At 70.0% G+C, this 16,587-nt stretch carries 18 protein-coding genes; 6 read left to right on the forward strand and 12 right to left on the reverse strand.

Features of this window, described 5'->3' with window-relative positions; genetic code table 11:
• Window positions 1–14: 14 nt before the first annotated feature.
• On the forward strand, window positions 15–365 hold the full coding sequence (locus tag CHC08_RS38785; RefSeq protein WP_089212380.1) for a hypothetical protein: 351 nt from the start codon (window positions 15–17) through the stop codon (window positions 363–365).
• Window positions 366–504: 139 nt separating this feature from the next.
• On the forward strand, window positions 505–1,125 hold the full coding sequence (locus CHC08_RS52605; RefSeq protein ID WP_089212410.1) for a class F sortase: 621 nt from the start codon (window positions 505–507) through the stop codon (window positions 1,123–1,125).
• Between the two features lie 370 nt (window positions 1,126–1,495).
• Here CHC08_RS52605 and CHC08_RS50060 read toward each other — a convergent pair whose 3' ends face one another.
• Window positions 1,496–1,876, reverse strand: coding sequence for a hypothetical protein (locus CHC08_RS50060; protein ID WP_089212381.1), 381 nt, complete (start codon window positions 1,874–1,876; stop codon window positions 1,496–1,498).
• Between the two features lie 183 nt (window positions 1,877–2,059).
• Window positions 2,060–2,776 carry an HAD family hydrolase gene (locus tag CHC08_RS38800; RefSeq protein ID WP_089212382.1) on the reverse strand — a complete coding sequence of 239 codons (717 nt, stop codon included), beginning with the start codon at window positions 2,774–2,776 and terminating at the stop codon, window positions 2,060–2,062.
• A 371-nt stretch (window positions 2,777–3,147) separates the two neighbouring features.
• Here CHC08_RS38800 and CHC08_RS38805 point away from each other — a divergent pair, with 371 nt between their 5' ends.
• Complete coding sequence (locus CHC08_RS38805; protein ID WP_143653522.1) at window positions 3,148–3,411, forward strand: hypothetical protein; 264 nt, start codon at window positions 3,148–3,150, stop codon at window positions 3,409–3,411.
• 254 nt (window positions 3,412–3,665) lie between these two features.
• Here the strand turns inward: CHC08_RS38805 and CHC08_RS38810 are convergent, their stop codons facing one another.
• The 10 genes from CHC08_RS38810 to CHC08_RS38855 form a co-directional block, all read right to left on the reverse strand.
• Complete coding sequence (locus tag CHC08_RS38810) at window positions 3,666–4,319, reverse strand: HAD family hydrolase (protein ID WP_089212384.1); 654 nt, start codon at window positions 4,317–4,319, stop codon at window positions 3,666–3,668.
• Between the two features lie 108 nt (window positions 4,320–4,427).
• Window positions 4,428–4,934, reverse strand: a complete 507-nt coding sequence (locus CHC08_RS38815) for a DUF6912 family protein (protein ID WP_089212385.1) — start codon at window positions 4,932–4,934, stop codon at window positions 4,428–4,430.
• A gap of 269 nt (window positions 4,935–5,203) precedes the next feature.
• Window positions 5,204–5,848 carry an HAD family hydrolase gene (locus CHC08_RS38820; RefSeq protein WP_089212386.1) on the reverse strand — a complete coding sequence of 215 codons (645 nt, stop codon included), beginning with the start codon at window positions 5,846–5,848 and terminating at the stop codon, window positions 5,204–5,206.
• Window positions 5,849–6,110: 262 nt separating this feature from the next.
• A complete protein-coding gene (gene nagZ / locus CHC08_RS38825; RefSeq protein WP_245878835.1) occupies window positions 6,111–7,439 on the reverse strand; it encodes a beta-N-acetylhexosaminidase in 1,329 nt (442 codons plus the stop codon).
• 142 nt (window positions 7,440–7,581) lie between these two features.
• Window positions 7,582–9,288, reverse strand: coding sequence for a phosphoenolpyruvate--protein phosphotransferase (gene ptsP / locus CHC08_RS38830; RefSeq protein ID WP_089212388.1), 1,707 nt, complete (start codon window positions 9,286–9,288; stop codon window positions 7,582–7,584).
• Window positions 9,285–9,542, reverse strand: a complete 258-nt coding sequence (locus CHC08_RS38835) for an HPr family phosphocarrier protein (RefSeq protein ID WP_089212389.1) — start codon at window positions 9,540–9,542, stop codon at window positions 9,285–9,287. Before CHC08_RS38835 ends, ptsP begins: the two co-directional genes overlap by 4 nt.
• 46 nt (window positions 9,543–9,588) lie before the next feature.
• Window positions 9,589–10,260 (reverse strand): HAD family hydrolase, encoded by a 672-nt coding sequence (locus CHC08_RS38840; RefSeq protein WP_245878836.1) that lies wholly within the window; start codon window positions 10,258–10,260, stop codon window positions 9,589–9,591.
• 191 nt (window positions 10,261–10,451) lie between these two features.
• Window positions 10,452–10,898, reverse strand: a complete 447-nt coding sequence (locus tag CHC08_RS38845; protein WP_089212390.1) for a PTS sugar transporter subunit IIA — start codon at window positions 10,896–10,898, stop codon at window positions 10,452–10,454.
• A gap of 87 nt (window positions 10,899–10,985) precedes the next feature.
• Window positions 10,986–11,222 (reverse strand): PTS sugar transporter subunit IIB, encoded by a 237-nt coding sequence (locus tag CHC08_RS38850; protein WP_089212391.1) that lies wholly within the window; start codon window positions 11,220–11,222, stop codon window positions 10,986–10,988.
• Window positions 11,223–11,287: 65 nt separating this feature from the next.
• Entirely contained in the window at window positions 11,288–12,322 is a 1,035-nt protein-coding gene (locus CHC08_RS38855; protein WP_089212392.1) for an SIS domain-containing protein, read from the reverse strand.
• Window positions 12,323–12,481: 159 nt separating this feature from the next.
• On the opposite strand from CHC08_RS38855, the gene CHC08_RS38860 reads away from it, so the two are divergent.
• From CHC08_RS38860 to CHC08_RS38870, 3 genes are all read left to right on the forward strand, one after another.
• Entirely contained in the window at window positions 12,482–13,222 is a 741-nt protein-coding gene (locus tag CHC08_RS38860; protein WP_089212393.1) for a GntR family transcriptional regulator, read from the forward strand.
• Window positions 13,223–13,518: 296 nt separating this feature from the next.
• Entirely contained in the window at window positions 13,519–14,991 is a 1,473-nt protein-coding gene (locus tag CHC08_RS38865) for a PTS transporter subunit EIIC (RefSeq protein WP_245878837.1), read from the forward strand.
• A gap of 117 nt (window positions 14,992–15,108) precedes the next feature.
• Complete coding sequence (locus tag CHC08_RS38870; RefSeq protein ID WP_089212394.1) at window positions 15,109–16,515, forward strand: PTS transporter subunit EIIC; 1,407 nt, start codon at window positions 15,109–15,111, stop codon at window positions 16,513–16,515.
• Window positions 16,516–16,587 lie beyond the last annotated feature (72 nt).

Raw genomic sequence — 16,587 nt, forward strand, 5'->3', positions numbered from 1 at the left:
ACTGAGGAGAATGTATGCGGTTCATCCGTACCGCCCTGACCGTGACGGCGCTCGGCGTCGCCATGCTCACCATGGCCGGACCGGCCATGGCCGACGACACGAAGCCCGCCGCCACGCCCCGTCAGGTGTCGGCCACCGCCAAGCCCAGTCCGGTGCCGGCCCCCGCCCGGTCCAGCAGCCCGGCTCCGGCTCCGGTTCCCGCCGAGGCCGGCCCGGCACCGGCCCAGGACATCCCCAGGGGCGCTCCGGAGACCGGTGGAGGTCCCGGCGGGAGCCCGCTGGTTCCGTTGGGCGGAGCCCTTCTCGCCACGGGGGCCGGGATGGGCGTTCTGGTGCTGCGCCGCCGTGCGGGCACCCGAGCCTGACATGCCTGGAGTACGACTCGGCGGCCGCCACGCTCTGGGCGTGGCGGCCGCCGCCGCTCTGACCGGCGCGGTGTTCGTGGGCTGTGGGCTCCTGCCCCGGGAAGGCCCACCGGCTCCGCCGCCCGCGGCCGCGCAAGGCATGGCGGAGGCCGCGCAGACGAGCTCTCCCCTGGCGGACCTTTCCCCTCCCGCTCGTTCCTCCTCGACCCGTTCTCCTTCGGCTCGTTCTCCTTCGGCTCGGTCCTCTTCGGCTCGCTCCGGTCCGGATGACGCCGCTCGGTCCCATGTCTCCCCAACCGGCCCCGCTCTCGTACGGTCCGAGCCGCTTCACCTGGACATATCGAAGATCGGTGTCCACGTGCCCCTCGGCCGGCTCGGCCTCAACGCGGACGGCACGGTGCAGGTCCCCCCGGTCGAACGGCCCGAGCAGGCAGGCTGGTACTCGCGCGGGGTGACGCCCGGAGAGCGTGGAGCGGCGGTCATCCTCGGGCACGTCGACGGCGGGGGCCGCAGGGGCGTCTTCTACGATCTCGGACGGATGCGCCGTGGGGACACCGTCTCCGTCGGCCGCGCGGACGGCTCGGTCGCCACGTTTGTGGTCGAGTCGGTCGAGTCGGTGGCCAAGAGCAGCTTTCCCTCCCAGCGCGTGTACGGACCGCTCGACCACGCGGGCCTGCGCCTGGTGACCTGCGGTGGCGCGTTCGACCAGCAGCGCGGCCACTACACGAACAACGTCATCGTCTACGCACGTCTCGCCTAGAAGCTTGAGAATCGGGATCGGCAGAAGGTTGTCTACGCCGCAACGACGTCGGCGGTGATACCGAGGTCGCGGAAGAGGGTCTGCATGCCGATGCGGAGGGCTTTGCAGGTCCTTGCCGACGAGGGCTCTGGCAGGAGACCGCGAATCAGGAACATCGAAGCCTGGTCTTACTCCAGAGTCCGTTGGAGCGATCGCCGCACCCACTGCCGGAGAACATGAGGACGGGCCCAGTGGTAGCACCGCGCCCGCTGCCGAAGAGCATGAGGGCGGACCCGGTGGTAGCACCGCGCCCACCGCCGGACGACGTGAGGGCGGGCCCGGTGGTAGCACCGGGCCCGCCCTTGGTTCTTAATGCCTGTCGCGACAATTCTTAGTGCCTGTCGCGGCGGTCGTGGTCACGACGGTCATGGTCACGCCGGTCGTGGTCGCGGCGGTTGTGGTCGCGGTCGTAGTCGCGGTCGCGGTGGTTGCGGTCGTAGTGGTGGGAACGGGCGTAGTCGAAGGAGACGGCCCTCCAGCCGCCGTTGAACCACCGGTAGAAACGGTGACCGTCGAAGCGGTAGCGCTCGCCGCGGTTGGACACGCTCACCGCTACGGTCTGATGCGCGGTGACCGAGGCGGACGCGGTGACCGGGGCGGCCGCGGTGGTCGTGGTGGCGGCCGAGGCGGCTCCGCCGGTGGAGGCGATGATGCCGCCGACGATCGCCAGCGTCGCGGCCGCCGTCGCCAGGCTCCGTGTGATCTTCTTCATGTCATTTCCCCCTTGAGTGGTGCGCGCCGTTCTCAACGCGCACCCTCAAGCTAGATGGGCGAAATGTCCTTTTCTGCGTACAAAGTCACATATAAGCGCTAATGCGCACTATGACACATAAATGGCCCTTTTCCTCGTGCCTCAGCGACGTTGAGGGGGGCGGTTACCGGAGGCCCCTGATCATCAGCCGGCTTTGCGAGCCGGGGAGGTGAGCCCGGCCACGGCGGCGACGACCTCCGACGCGTTGGACAGGTCGGGCAGGACCACGTCGGCGCCGGCCTCGTGAAGCTCGGCCGGGAGGGAACGCCCGGAGGCGACCCCGATCATCGCGGCCCCGGCGATCCTGGCGGCCTGGACGTCCCTGGCCGAGTCACCGATCATCACGGTGTTGCCGCCGTCGAAGATCCCGCCGTACTTCTGCCGGGCCCTGCCCTGTGCGACCTGGAGAAGGGTGGCCTTGGGGTAGACCTCCTCGCCGTAGCCGCCGATCTCGAAGTCCACGTGCTTGTCCAGGCCGAAGGCGGTCAGCTTGTGTACGGCATTGCTCCTGATCGTGCCGGTGAGCACCGACTGGACCACGCCGTCGAGTCTCGCCACGGCCTTCAACGCGTCCCGGGCCCCGGCCATCATGCGCCCGTCCTTGGGCAATCGCTTGCGCCGGGCGGCGAAGGCCTCGGCCAGCGCGTCCAGGAACCTCGGGAGGTGGTCGTCGTCGGCGACGATCCCGTTGATGGCGAGCATCTCGTAGACGATCTCGGAGTCCGGGCGGCCGTTGTGCTGGCTCAGCTTCACCAGGGGCCGTCCGGTCACCTTGTGGAAGGCCTCCGCGTATGCCTCACGGGCGACGATGGACACGTCGACCAGGGTGAGATCGATGTTCCAGAGAACGAGGCGGCTCATCGTGGCCTCCCGGAATGAGTGCGGATGCCCAGGTTAGGGCTCAAATTGTCTTGATTGTTGCTGTATGCGGGATCGGTACAGAACCAGCTATCCGTCAGAGCGGAACAGGCTCAGGCCGATGCACGCAGCCCAGGGCGGTGTGGAGGGACGGGAGTCACCAGGGGACCTGCCCGGCCTCCTGCCCCGACGGGTCCCGGACATCTCGAAGGGCGCGACGGTTTGGCCGCCCCCTCGGGACCTCCGACGCGGTTGGGGCCTCGCAAGCGCGCCCCCGGCGGGTTATACAAGAGGTAAGACCGGCGATCCCGGGGTGATGTGCGTCGAGGGACGCACAGAGGAGCGCCAGATCGGAGGAGCACGATCATGGTTCTGTGAGCCTGAGGTGGGGGATGCCCACCACGGGCGTGGCGGCTGGTGTCGGCTCGGCAGTGCTGGCCACCCAGACGCTCGCAACACCGATCATCGCGATCACCCTCGGCGCCACCGCCGTGCTGGTGGTCCTGACCGCGGTCATTGCCTGCGTGGCGACGTTCTCGGAGATCCACGGCGAACGAGCGCTCAAGGTCCTCACACTGTTGATCGGACGCCCGGAGCCCGAACCTCCCGAGGGAGGTGGGGTTCAGCTCGAATCCTGATCGTGAAAGGGCCACCGGTCGAGCCCGCTCTCCGGTGGCCCTTCAACCGGCCCGCCGACCTCCCGGCCGCCTTCCGACCGATCCTCAGGTTCCCTGATGGCCCTTCAACCGCCCCTCCGACCTTCGGGTCGCCTCCCGGCCGATCCGCCGGTTCTCCGGTGACCCTTCGGCCGGCTTGCTGACTTTCCGGCTCTTCCGACCTGCTGGCCTTCGGGCCGCCCTCCGGTCGATCCGCCGACCTCCGGACGGCGCTCTCAGGCGTGGTCGATCGCATTCGCGAGGGTGTCGACGACCGGGACGCCGAACGCCTCCAGGTCGACCCGGCTGGTCATGCCCCCGGTGTAGAGCACGGCTCGCGCCCCGACGTGCTGGGCGGCGAGCGCGTCGTCCACGCTGTCACCGATCACGAGGATGTCGGCCGGGTCCACGCCGAGCGCCGCGATATGGGCCACCATCGACTCGGCCTTGTGCCCGCCTGACGGGGCGGGCTGCCCGTCGAGCGCGGCGCGTAGCCCGTCGATCCGGGCGAAGTGCCGGTCGATGCCGAGCTCGGCGATCTTGACCACCAGCCGGTCGTGCATCCACATGGACAGCAGCGACTGCCTGCCGCCCGCTCTCTCCCAGCTCTGCAGCGTGGAGAGCGCGTCCGCCGCGAGGCCGCACTCCAGCATCAGCCGGTGGTAGTTCTCATGGAAACCGAGGTCGAGCTTCTCCCACTCGCCCTCGAAGAGCGAGCGGCCGAGCATGCGCTCGTAGGCTTTCCAGATCGGGCGCGTGTAGACCGCGCGGAAGCCGTCCGCGTCATAGGAGCCCAGCCCGTAGGGCTCGAACACCGCGTTCGTCGCGCCGACCACGGCGTCGATGTCGTGAAAAAGTGTGCCGTTCCAGTCCCAAATAATGTGTCTCATATTGCCTCCAAGGGTAGCCAAACGCAGAGAATCGCCGCAAAGGGGATATTGGGCACTCAGGCGAGGGGCGGGGGCCAGGGAGAGCGGGTGGGTCCTCCGGAGGATCTCTCAGGCGACCAGTTCGGGAATCTCCTGGGTGGCGTACCACAGGAGATCGTTCGCCTCGGCGCCGTCCACGACGAAGCGGGCGTCGTCGTCACCGCCATCGGCCGCCGGCAGCGCGGCGATGGCCGCCTCGACGTCCTCCACCGCCGACAGATCGTCCACGTGAGCCGCGGCGATCTCCGCCAGCGGGACGGCCGCCGCGAGCCGTACCCGGGCGCGCTCTTCCAGCTCGGCGCCCATGCTCACATCGCTCTCCGGCACGTCGACGGCGATGACCACTCGGCGCGCGGCCACGTCCAGCCCGTCCGCGCGATCGGCGGCGAGCATCCGCAGGGACGCTCTGGCCGCCTCGGTCAGGGCGACGTACTCCAATTCCTCGGTGTCACCCGAGGCGTACCACTCGGTCAGGGCGGGGGTCACCGCGTAGCCGGTCAGCGGGGCCGGGCCGAGCTCCCCCACGGTGACCACACGGGCCAGCGCCGGGAGCGTACACGGCAGGTAGACGCGCATCCATGCCTCGATCTATCTCTTCCACATCGGCGCCGGTTCGGCGCCGATCACGCATCGAGTGTGCCAGTCCCGGAGACGTGGTCGCGAGCTTGGAGGCGCGAAGCCACGCGAGCCGGTCCGAACACGGCCGCCAGAGCGGGGGCAACCCTCGACCCAGGAGTGGCCCTCGACCGGCTTCTGAAGCTCACCGAGCCGTGGGACGCCGGTGACACCCCAGGAGTGACCCTCGGCACAGGGGCGACCCTCGGCGGGAGGAGATCTTCACGTCGTCAGCGCAGGGAGACGCCGAAGAGCGTCTCCAGCTCGGCGATGGTCAGCTCGGGGTCCCTGTGGTGCACGCCGACGATGCCGAGTTCGCGGGCGGCCGTGATGTTGGCCTCGATGTCGTCGATGAACACGCACTCCTGCCCGGCCAGGCCGATCTTGCCGAGCGCGTGCTCGAAGATCCTCGGCTCCGGCTTCCGCATGCCGATCTCCCCGGAGATGACGACCTCGTCGAAGAAGTCCTCCCAGTCCTGCCGGGGATACTCGTTCCCCCAGGAGTTGGAGAGCAGGCAGGTCCGCAGCCCGGCGGCACGGGCCTCGCGAAGCATGGCGTACATCGGCTCGACCCGTCGGAACCCGGCGAACATCCTGGTCAGCAGCCCCTCGGCGACCGGTGGCACCCCGTCCGTCGTGACCAGCCGGGCGGCCAGACTCCGTTCGAAGTCGAACCCGGAGATCTCGCCCCGCTCCAGCGCGTGGATCGCGTTCTCACCGTTCGCGGAACCCCCGTAGGCCTGCATGATGAGATCCCGCATCACGGTCCGGTAGTGATCGGCGTCGAGCCGTTCGGCCACGACCCACTCCGCGATCGCATCGGACAGACCGGTGGTGAGCACGCCACCCCAGTCGATGAGCACACCCTTGAGCATCTCGTCTCCTCGCCCGAACCCGCTTCCGCGGCCCTGAACCGTCTGCCTCCCGCTGAAACCCGTTCTAGGTTAGGCGTAGCCGACGAACAGCCGAAAAGGGGCACGGGACTCAACGAGCCTCTACGGGGATGAGCTGGGCAATCGTCCCAGTCCGTACGGCTGCCGCCTGCCCGGGCGGCAGCCGTACGGAACTCGGCGGGCTCGCGCGGTGATGAGCCGGGCGAATCCGTCCCGGCTCGTACGGACGGCAGCCGTACGGAGCTCAGCGGGCTCGCGCGGTGATGAGCTGGGCGACCTTTTGGTGCTCGGCCGAGCGCAGCACCCGCGCGGCCTCGGCCGGGTCGGCGACCGGGGCCTTCTCCAGCAGACCTCGGGTGGCCTTCAGCTTCAGCAGCCGCCGGACGGACTGGTCGAGCCGCTCGTCGGAGATCTTCCCGGACCTCACCGCGGCCAGCACCGCCTGGTAGGCCTCGGGATAGTCCGGCGGCATCAGCAGCAGGTCCACCCCGGCCTGGATGGCCCGCACGGCGATCTCCCCGTCGCTGTACTTCTTGCGCACACCCGCCATGTCCAGCGCGTCGGTCGAGACGACCCCGTCGAATCCGAGCTTGTCGCGGAGCAGCCCGGTCAGGATCGGCTTGGAGAGCGTGGCCGGGTCACCCGACGGGTCGAGCTTGGGCATGACAACGTGCGCGCTCATGATCGCGTCTACGCCCTTGTCGATGGCCGCGGCGAACGGCGGCGCGTCCAGCTTGTTCCACTGGGACCGGGAGTGCTGGATCACCGGCAGGCCGGTGTGGCTGTCCACGTTGGTGTCGCCGTGCCCGGGGAAGTGCTTGGCCGTGGCGGCGATCCCGGCGTCGTGGAAACCGCTGACCGCGGCGGCGACCATCGATGAGACCTTCTGCGGGTTCGAGCCGTACGCCCGGGGCCCGATCACCGGGTTGCGCGGGTTGATGTTCACGTCGGCGACCGGGGCGAAGTCGAGGTTGATGCCGAGGGCGAGCAGCTCGGTGCCCGTCACCTTGGCGGCCTTGCGGGCCAGCGATAGGTCGCCGGTGGAGCCGATGGTCGAGGCTCCGGGAAGCTTGGTGACCAGTGGCGCGAGCCGGGAGACCTGGCCATTCTCCTGGTCGGCGCCGATCAGGAGCGGAATCTCCGGCGACGCCTTCTGCAGCCCGTTGGTCAGCTCGACGATCTGCTTGACGTTCTTGACGTTGTCCGCCCAGGGGAACAGGATCACCCCGCCCGGCCGGTATTTCGCGATCATCTTGGCCGGCGTGCCCACGCCGTACCGCGCCTGGTTCTCCCCCGACACCGTGTCGGACGCCGGGCCGTACAGCACGGGCATGAAGAGCTGCCCGACCTTCTCCTCCATGCTCAGCCCTGCGAGCGCCCCTTCCACGGCCCCCTTGACCCCGGAGGGCTTGGGGGTCGCGTCCGCCGCGGGCACATCCGGGGCGGCGCTTGCGGGGGCGCCGGCCTGGCCTCCGACCGGCGAGACGGGAGCGGGGGCCGCCGCCCCCGGCCCGGCGCAACCGGCTATCGCCGATGCTGCCACCACGATCACTGCGAGACCAGTCGTACGCATGCACCGAGCCATGGCCCTAACGCTATCCGCGCAACGGGCCCAATGCTGCGATCTTCACCGTGATGGTGACCAATGCCACGACCGCGGAGAGCCGGACCCGCCGGGTCCGATCTTCACGGTGACGGCGACCGGGACACCGGCCTCAGAGAGCCAGGCCCGCCAGTCCGGGCAGGTGCGAACGCGCCGCGGTGCGTGCCTCCTGCGGGGAGATCGCGGCCCGAGCGGCCTGGGCGGCGAGCACGCACTGCTCGCGGTCGTGACGCGACAGCGCGGCCCGTACGGCGGGCAGCGCGGGAGGGGCCATCGACAGCGAGGTGACGCCGAGCCCGACCAGCACGCAGGCGAGGACCGGGTCGCCCGCGGCCTCGCCGCACACCCCGCAGGACTTGCCGCGCCCGACCGCCCCCGCCGCGGCCAGCGCGATCAGGTCGAGCAGGGCCGGCTGCCAGGCGTCCTGCAGCATGGTCAGCGCTCCCAGCTGGCGGTCGGCGGCGAAGGTGTACTGGGCCAGGTCGTTGGTGCCGATGGAGAGGAAGTCCGCCTCGGCGGCCAGGTCGGAGGCGCGCAGGGCGGCCGACGGGATCTCGATCATCACGCCCGCCGACGGCAGCCCCGCGTCACCGCACGCGGCCACGAACCAGGCGGCCTCCTCGGCGGTGGCCACCATCGGCGCCATCACCTGGAGCTTGGCCGACGACTGCGCCGCGGCCCTGGCCAGGGCGCCGAGCTGCTCGTTCATGATTTCCGGATTTATCTTGAAAAGTCGTAAGCCGCGCTCCCCCAGTGCGGGATTCGGCTCCTCCCCCCTCGGCGGCAGGAAGGCGAGCGGCTTGTCCGCTCCCGCGTCGAGGGTCCGCACGATCACCCGGCCGCCGGGGAAGGCGTTCAGCACCTCCAGGTAGGCGCTCTCCTGCTCCTGCCCGGAAGGCGCCGTGGCCCGGTCGAGGAAGAGGAACTCGGTCCGGTAGAGCCCGATCCCCTCCGCCCCGTGTTCGAGCGCGGAGGCCACGTCACCCGGTCCGCCGATGTTGGCCAGCAGCGGCACCGCGTGCCCGTCGGAGGTCGCTCCCGGGCCACTGGCGGCCGCCAGGACGGCCTTCCTCGCCGCGGCGGCGTTTGTCGCCTCGGCCACCTCGGCCTCCGAGGGCGCGGGCCGTACGAGACCGGAGGACCCGTCCACCAGCACCGGCGTGCCCGGCTCGATTGAGGTGGCCCCCGGGCAGGCGACGACGGCCGGCACGCCCATCGCGCGGGCGAGGATCGCGGTGTGGCTGGTCGGCCCGCCCTGCTCGATGACAAAGGCCGACACCACGTCTCTGGACAGCGTCGCGGTGTCGGCGGGCGCCAGGTCGCGGGCGATGAGAACGTACGGCCGCGCCGTGTGGTCGGCGTGATCGGGGTGGTCGGGCACGCCCGGCATCCGCAGGCCTTCGAGCACCGCGACGGCCCGGTCCCTGACGTCGTCCAGGTCGGCGACGCGCTCGCCGAGATACCCCCCGGCCCCGGCGAGCAACTCCCGGTACCTGCCGAACGCCTCGTAGACCGCGCGGGCGGCGGTGGCGCCCGAGTCGTCGATCAGTACGGCCACCTCGACGGCCAGGCCGGGATCGCGCGCCATCATGGCCTGGGCGTTCAGGATCTCCCGGGCCTCGCCGCCCGTCCGGATCCCCCGTTCCTCCAGGTCGGCGGCGACCTGCTCCAGCGCCCGCGTCGCCCTGTCCCGCTCCGCCCCGGCGTCCCCGCCGTGGCGGGCGTCCGGCGCGGGAACGAGGCTCTCCTGGACGGCGAGGACGTAGGCGGGGCCGAAACCGATCCCCGGGCTCACGCCTACCCCCGTAAGCGTGTTCACGGAGCGGATGCGATGCCGGCGAGCTGGTCCAGAAGTTCGTCGGCCCCTTCGCCCTCGGCCCTGATCACCACGCTGTCGCCCTGCCGGACGTCGAGTGCCAGGACCGCGAGAATGCTCTTGCCGTTCACCGGCTGGCCGCTGCCCTTCGCGATGGTGACGTCCAGCGACGCCTTGGCCGCGGTCTGTACGAACGTCGCCGCGGGGCGGGCGTGCAGGCCGACTTCGGCCTTGACGATTACTTGGCGCTCGGCCACGTGTTCCTCCTGCGAAAAATCGACCTGGCGGTCTAGACCGCCAGGCTCATTTGCTGGTCAACGGAGGCCACTCGACCCCCGTCAGGTCCGCAACCACGAGATCGGCCTCAGTCAGCTCGGTGCCCGCGTGGGTGGTTGCCACACCTACGCACGCCATACCGGCCGCCTTGGCCGCCGTGATCCCGGCGATCGAATCTTCAAAAACCACACAGTGCGCCGGATCGAGCAGAAAACGGGCCGCGGCCAGCAGGAACCCCTCCGGGTCCGGCTTTCCCACGGTCACGTCCTCGGCGGACACCACCGTCATGATCAGGTCACGGATCCCGATCTGAGCGAGGCGTTCCTCCGCCCAGTCCCGGGAGGCGGAGGTGACGACCGCTATCGGCGAGCCGTACGCCGAGACCCTGCGGACCAGGTCGGCGGCGCCCGGCACCGGCACGATGTCGGGCAGGTCCGGATGGTCCTGGAAGGAGAAGACCTCGGTGATCAGATCGGAGATCCGCTTACCGGGAAAGAGGTGTGCCCTCTCGGCCAGGACGTCCCGCCCGCGCCGTCCCATGAACCCGCGCAGCACGACATCGTCGTGAGCGACCCCGTGACTGTCGAGCAGCATCGCCCACATGGCCAGGCTCCGCCGCTCACTGTTGATCAGCGTCCCGTCGAGATCGAAAAGCGCCGCCTTCATGGTCGCGCCCGCTTCCAGGTCCTCGCCGCTCACGTCACGTCCCGTCCGTCCCGCCATGCCCCGGCGCCCCACCGGGCCTCACCGTCGAATCCGGTGCTCGCCTCGGAGTTCCACACCGTACTAGCCCCGGAAATCCGGCCGGTCCCGCGGGTTGCCTTACGGGCCCGGTCTCGTCTCGCGCCCCTTCCAACTCGAAACACCCGCTGGAAATGCCCGTCCGAAAGTCATGCCCACTCGAAAAGCTCGTCCCCCGCCTTCACCGCGCCCTCGGCGACCCCGATCACCGCTCCGGCGACCGCGTCCAGCGCCACGACCGGGCAGACCGGGGAGCGTCCGCCCGCCTCGATCCCCGCGGGATCCCAGGCCACCACGGGCTGACCAGCGCTCACCCGATCCCCCTCGGCCGCCAGCAGCTCGAAGCCCTCGCCTTTGAGCTGCACCGTGTCGATACCCAGGTGGACGAGGACTCCCCTGCCGTCATCGCCGACGACGACAAACGCGTGCGGATGCAGCTTGACGATCGTGCCCGCGATGGGAGAGATCACCCGGCCCGGCTCCCTGTCCGGTTCGATCGCCATCCCGGGCCCGACCAGACCTTCCGAGAACACCGGGTCGGGCACCGACCTGAGCCCCATGGCCGCCCCCGCCACCGGGGCCAGAACTGTGGTCATCGCACCCCCTTGGCATGTCCTCGCCCCCTGGTCGTCTTCGTCCCACGGCCGTCCCCGTCCGCGCGGACGGGGACGGCCGTGGCCGGCTCAGCCGATGATGTCCTCGATGTCGCTGGCGATTGTGTCCGCCTCGGGGCCGACCACCACCTGGACGACGTTGCCCGCGGCCATCACACCGTGCGCACCGGCTGCCTTGAGCGCCGCCTGATCGACCTTGGAGGCGTCGCGCACCTCGGTGCGGAGCCGGGTGATGCACGGTTCGATCTCAATGATGTTGTTCGCACCACCGAGTCCAGCGATGATCGCGTCAGCATCAGCCGCCATGTCGGCCTCCAGTCGTAATCGGTCATGTTCGCAGAGCCACGACCAGGCTAAACGACTCCGGACGATCAGTCGGTCTGAGTCACCTTGTTGAGACCTCGGGGCGCGTCGGGGTCGATGCCCAGCCTGCGGGCGAGGGCCTCGGTCAGCAGCTGCCCGGGGACGATGAGGCCCAGCGGGGCGACCCATTCGGGGAGGTCGGGGCCGTTCAGCGCGGCGGTGGAGACCCTGGAGAGCGCGGGGCCGCCGCCGACGGTGAAGGCGGAGGCGCCCGCACCGGTGACCCGCTCGGCGAGCGCCACGGTGCCGGCCAGGGTCGGGCCCTCACCGGCCGCGACCAGGATGGCCGGGGTGTCGGCGTCGACCACGGCGATCGGGCCGTGCAGGAGGTCCGCGTAGGACAGGCCCATGGCGTGCAGGTAGCACGCCTCCTTGAGCTTGAGCGCGACTTCGAGCGCGGTGGAGAAGGCCAGGCCGCGGCCGGAGACCACGACGCCCGGCTTGTCCGCCAGCCCCTCGACGATCGCCTCCAGGTCACCCGGGTCTGTGATCAGCTTCTCGACGGCGTCCGGCACGCGCTGCAGGTCGTCGGCGTTGACGTCCGCACCCAGGCCGAGGCCGAGTACGGCCAGCGCGGCGAGCTGGGTGGTGTAGGTCTTGGTGGCCGGAACGGCCTTCTCCTCCCCCGCGAGCGTGCACAGGGCGAGGTCCGCGACCTGCGCCAGAGGACTCTGCTCGCCGCCGTTGGTGATCGCCACGGTCTTGGCCCCGCAGTCCTTGGCCCAGGCGAGGGTCTCGACGATCTCCTCGGTCCTGCCCGACTGGGAGAGCGCGACGGCCAGCACGCCGTCGAGGTCCAGCCTGCGCCTGTACGTCGTGGCGATGGAGGGGGCGGCGAGGGTGGAGAGGCGGCCCGTGTGGGCCTCAGCCAGGTAGCGGCCGTAGACTGCGGCGTTGTCAGAGGTGCCACGGGCGATGAACAACAGCTGACGAGTCTGCCCCGCGAGCCGCTCCACCTCCCCGACCCTGGGAAGAAGGGCGTCCAGCGTGGCTCGCAACGCAGCAGGCTGCTCGGCGATCTCGCTGCGCATCTTGGTCGTCATCTGGGCTCATCCTTTGGTTCGAACGGACGAGACCGGGCCGTTATCGATCCGTCGCCGGTCCGTACATTGACACTCTTTTCCGGCCTGTGGTCTAGTCCGGACTAGACCAGTACGAACCATAACTCATCAGTACATCTCAGATCGAGAGGAGAGGATCCCGTGGCCCAGATCGATCCGGACAGTCCGGTGCCGAAGTACTTCCAGCTTCGGGAGATCCTGCTCGACCTCATCGAGAGCAACGAGCTGACGATCGGCACCGCGATCCCGTCCGAGCGCGAACTCTGCCAGCGCTTCGGCCTGTCCCGTATGACGGTACGCCAGGCGGTCGACCACCTGGTCTCCGAGGGTCGGCTGCAGCGCGTCGCGGGCAAGGGCACCTTCGTGGCCCGCCCCAAGATAGAGATGGCCCTGCGGCTGACCTCCTTCAGCGACGAGATGCGCGCCCGGGGCATGGAGCCCGGCTCCCGCGACCTGGACCGCCGGGTGGTCAGGGCCAGCGCGCACCTCGCCAGGGAGCTCGGCATCCAGCCCGGGGACGAGGTGCACTTCATCGAACGGCTGCGGACCGCGGCCGACGAGCCCATGTGCATCGAGCGGGCCCACATCCCCGTCTCCCTCGCGCCCGACCTCGACACCCACGACCTGACGGGCCGTTCCCTGTACGCCCTGCTCGAGACCCGCTACGGCCTGGTGCTCGACGCGGGTGAGCTCACCATCGACGGCGGCATCGCCGATCCCGGCGACGCCGACCTGCTGAAGCTGTCGCGTGGCGGAGCGGTGCTGCTGCTCCAGCGGCGTTCGTTCGCCGGAGGCGTCTGCGCGGAACTCGGGGTCTCCACCTACCGCGCCGACCGCTACCAGCTCCGTACGATCCTGGAGATACCGACCCGCCGCACCTGATCCTTCCCCACCGCCGTCGAAAGCCTCGAACCCCGACCGGACCTTCCCACCCCTCAAAGACATCGGCCCCCGCCCAAACCGGACCTTCCACCCCTCGAAGGCATCGACCTCCTCCCCATCGGCCCCTCCCGACCAGGCCTTCCATCCCCCGAAGGCGTCGGCCCCCGCCCCCAATCGGGCCTTCTCACCCTCAGAGGGCACCTGGCCTCGCTCCCCCGAGGGCGCCTGGCCTATCCTTCTCCCACCTTCGAAGGCACCTGACCTCCTCCCTCCCCCACCCACTGGAGGAAAGTCCGATGAGTCCCCCCTCAGCGGACGCGGGTCTTCCCGCCGCGTCCCCGCCTGGATTCGCCGTGATGAGCGTGCTCCAGCGTCTGGGACGCTCCCTCATGCTGCCGATCGCGGTCCTGCCCGCCGCGGGCCTGCTGCTCCGGCTCGGCCAGGACGACCTCGTGGGCCGGACCGACAACGCCCTGCTCGACAACGTGGCCCACGTCCTCGGCACGGCGGGGGGCACGCTCTTCGACAACCTCCCCATCCTGTTCGCGATCGGTGTGGCGATCGGGTTCGCCCGCAAGGCCGACGGCTCCACCGCGCTCGCCGCGCTCGCCGGTTACCTGGTCTTCCACGCCGTCAGCATGACCATGTTCTTCAACCTGTTCGACGACAAGTTGAAGAAGTCGATCACCACGGAGGTGTTCAACGCGGCTCACCCCGGCGTTCCCGACGTGGTGCTCAACCTCGGGGCGCAGAACCCGACGCGGGTGCTCGGCGGCATCGTCATGGGCCTCGTCTCCGCGATGCTCTGGCAGCGGTTCTACCGCACCAAACTGCCGACCTGGCTGGCCTTCTTCAGCGGCCGCCGCCTCGTGCCGATCCTCACCGCCTTCACCGGGCTGGTCCTCGGCGTGATCTTCGGCTTCATCTGGCCGATCATCGGTGGCTGGCTCCGCGCCTTCGGCACCTGGCTCGCCGAGAACAGCGTCGTCGGCGCCGGGATCTACGGCATGGTCAACCGCGCGCTGCTCCCGCTGGGCCTGCATCACATCGTCAATAACGTGATCTGGACCCAGGTGCCCGAGTGCGTGGTCGACGGCAAGCAGCTCGCCGGCGACCTGGTCTGCTTCAACCACGGCGCCATGGGCTACGGAGGTTTCGAGGCGGGACTGTACCCGGTCCTCATGTTCGGCCTGCCCGCCGCGGCCATCGCCATCTGGCGGGCCGCGCCGCCGCACCGCCGCACCGCGGTCGGCTCGATCATGATCTCCGCCGCGCTCACCGCGTTCCTCACCGGGATCACCGAGCCGATCGAGTTCGCCTTCATCTTCGTGGCCCCGATGCTGTTCGTGGTCCACATCGTCCTGACCGGCATCTCCCTCGCGATCGCCTCCGCCCTGGGCGCCAAGCTCGCCTTCAGCTTCTCCTCGGGACTGATCGACCTCGTCCTGTACGGCACCGCCCCCAACGCCCAGGGTGTTCCGATCATCATCGTGATGGGTCTGATCTACTCGGTGATCTACTACGCCGGGTTCAGCTTCCTGATCAGGAAGCTGAACATCATGACCCCCGGCCGGGAACCCGAGCCCGACGTCGAGTCCGGCACGTCGGCCACCCCTCCGTCCGCAGCACCGACGGCCCCTCCGCCCACCACGCCGGCCACCGCTTCGCCCGCCGCATCGACCGTCACACCGCCTGTCACGCCGGCCACCGCTCCGCCCGTCACACCGCCTGTCACGCCGGCCACCGCTCCGCCCGTCACACCGGCCTGAACGGCTCGCGCGGCAGGAGGCCGCCTCGCCGCCATCCCCGTGTGCTTGTGCATCCGTCACGCCGGGTGATAGACACCCATCCATCCCCCGCGCCTGACGACAAGCGGGGGCCCCGGGATGAGCACGGCAGCGGCAGGGCGCGGGCCGTCCGCGTGGTCGTCGGTCTTCGGGGTTCTCCAGCGCGTCGGGCGCTCCCTGACGATGCCGATCGCGGTGCTGCCCGCCGCCGGGCTCCTGCTCAGAGTCGGCCAGGAGGACCTGCTCGGCCGGACCGACAACGCCTTCCTCGACCAGGTGGCGAGCGTCTTCGCCGCCGCGGGCGGCGCCCTGTTCGACAACCTGCCGCTGCTGTTCGCGATCGGCGTCGCGATCGGGTTCGCCCGCAGGTCCGACGGCTCCACCGCGCTCGCCGCGCTGGTCGGCTACCTCGTCTTCGACCGGGTCGCCAGGACCCTGTTCTTCGCCGCCCCGGCCGGTTCCGCGGTCTACAGGAAGGTCGCGCTGACCGTCGTGGGTCCCGGCGGGAAACCCACCCCCTACCTCGACCTCGGCACGCAGAACCCCACGGGGGTCCTGGGGGGCATCGTCATCGGCATCGTCACCGCCCTGCTCTGGGGGCGGTACCACCGGATCAGGCTTCCCTCCTGGCTCGCCTTCTTCGGCGGCCGCAGGTTCGTCCCGATCATCACCGCCGTCGTCGCGCTACTCCTCGGCGTGGTCTTCGGCCTGGTCTGGCGGCCGATCGGAGACTGGCTGGTCACGATGGGCGACTGGCTGTCCCTCCACGGCACCGTCGGCGCGGGCGTCTACGGCGTGGCCAACCGCCTGCTCATCCCGATCGGCCTGCACCACTTCCTGAACACGATCGTCTGGTTCACCCTCCCCGCGTGCAGGGCCGGTGTCGACGGTGCCACCAGAGACGCCACGGGTGACCTGAACTGCTACTTCGCGGGCCAGGACGGCGCCGGCATCTTCATGACCGGCTTCTTCCCCGTGATGATGTTCGGCCTGGTCGGGGCCGCCCTCGCGATCTGGCGGGCCGCCCCGCCCCACAGGCGCACGACCGTCGGCGGCCTCATGCTCTCGGCCGGTCTCACCTCCTTCGTCACCGGCATCACCGAGCCGATCGAGTTCGCCTTCATCTTCGTGGCACCCGTGCTACTGGCGGTGCACGCCCTGCTCACCGGGCTGTCGATGGCCCTGATGGCGGAGCTGGGAGCCCGGCTCGGGTTCACCTTCTCCGGGGGCGCCATCGACATGCTGCTCAACGCGGGCAAATCCAACACCCACGGACTCGGCCTGATCATCGGCTTCGGGCTGGTCTACTTCGTCGTCTACTACCTGGTCTTCACGATCCTGATCAGGAAGCTGAACCTCGCCACCCCCGGTCGCGAACCCGAGGAGACCGGCACCTCGTCCGGCACGGCCGGCGCCGGCGGACCGCCCACCGGTCTACGGAGGAGATCCGAAAGATCGGAAAACGACAGGGGAGGCGGCCCCGGCACCGGGCCACCCGGCTCCTGAGCGCAATTCAGGCATCGGGCTGGCCGACCCCGAGCACGATCCGGGCAGAGGACCTCGCCCCGGCTCCCGAAG

It is taken from the genome of Streptosporangium subroseum, from assembly GCF_900188345.1.
GTDB lineage: Bacteria > Actinomycetota > Actinomycetes > Streptosporangiales > Streptosporangiaceae > Streptosporangium > Streptosporangium subroseum.

What these genes read in the sequence shown, in the direction of transcription:
- CHC08_RS38800 (WP_089212382.1), bottom strand. Translation starts at nt 2,776, where the DNA reads ATGAGCCGCCTCGTTCTCTGGAACATCGATCTCACCCTGGTCGACGTG.
- CHC08_RS38865 (WP_245878837.1), top strand. Translation starts at nt 13,519, where the DNA reads ATGAGTCCCCCCTCAGCGGACGCGGGTCTTCCCGCCGCGTCCCCGCCT.
- CHC08_RS38870 (WP_089212394.1), top strand. Translation starts at nt 15,109, where the DNA reads ATGAGCACGGCAGCGGCAGGGCGCGGGCCGTCCGCGTGGTCGTCGGTC.
- CHC08_RS50060 (WP_089212381.1), bottom strand. Translation starts at nt 1,876, where the DNA reads ATGAAGAAGATCACACGGAGCCTGGCGACGGCGGCCGCGACGCTGGCG.
- CHC08_RS38855 (WP_089212392.1), bottom strand. Translation starts at nt 12,322, where the DNA reads ATGACGACCAAGATGCGCAGCGAGATCGCCGAGCAGCCTGCTGCGTTG.
- nagZ (WP_245878835.1), bottom strand. Translation starts at nt 7,439, where the DNA reads ATGCGTACGACTGGTCTCGCAGTGATCGTGGTGGCAGCATCGGCGATA.
- CHC08_RS52605 (WP_089212410.1), top strand. Translation starts at nt 505, where the DNA reads ATGGCGGAGGCCGCGCAGACGAGCTCTCCCCTGGCGGACCTTTCCCCT.
- CHC08_RS38810 (WP_089212384.1), bottom strand. Translation starts at nt 4,319, where the DNA reads ATGAGACACATTATTTGGGACTGGAACGGCACACTTTTTCACGACATC.
- CHC08_RS38820 (WP_089212386.1), bottom strand. Translation starts at nt 5,848, where the DNA reads ATGCTCAAGGGTGTGCTCATCGACTGGGGTGGCGTGCTCACCACCGGT.
- CHC08_RS38845 (WP_089212390.1), bottom strand. Translation starts at nt 10,898, where the DNA reads ATGACCACAGTTCTGGCCCCGGTGGCGGGGGCGGCCATGGGGCTCAGG.
- CHC08_RS38850 (WP_089212391.1), bottom strand. Translation starts at nt 11,222, where the DNA reads ATGGCGGCTGATGCTGACGCGATCATCGCTGGACTCGGTGGTGCGAAC.
- CHC08_RS38785 (WP_089212380.1), top strand. Translation starts at nt 15, where the DNA reads ATGCGGTTCATCCGTACCGCCCTGACCGTGACGGCGCTCGGCGTCGCC.
- CHC08_RS38815 (WP_089212385.1), bottom strand. Translation starts at nt 4,934, where the DNA reads ATGCGCGTCTACCTGCCGTGTACGCTCCCGGCGCTGGCCCGTGTGGTC.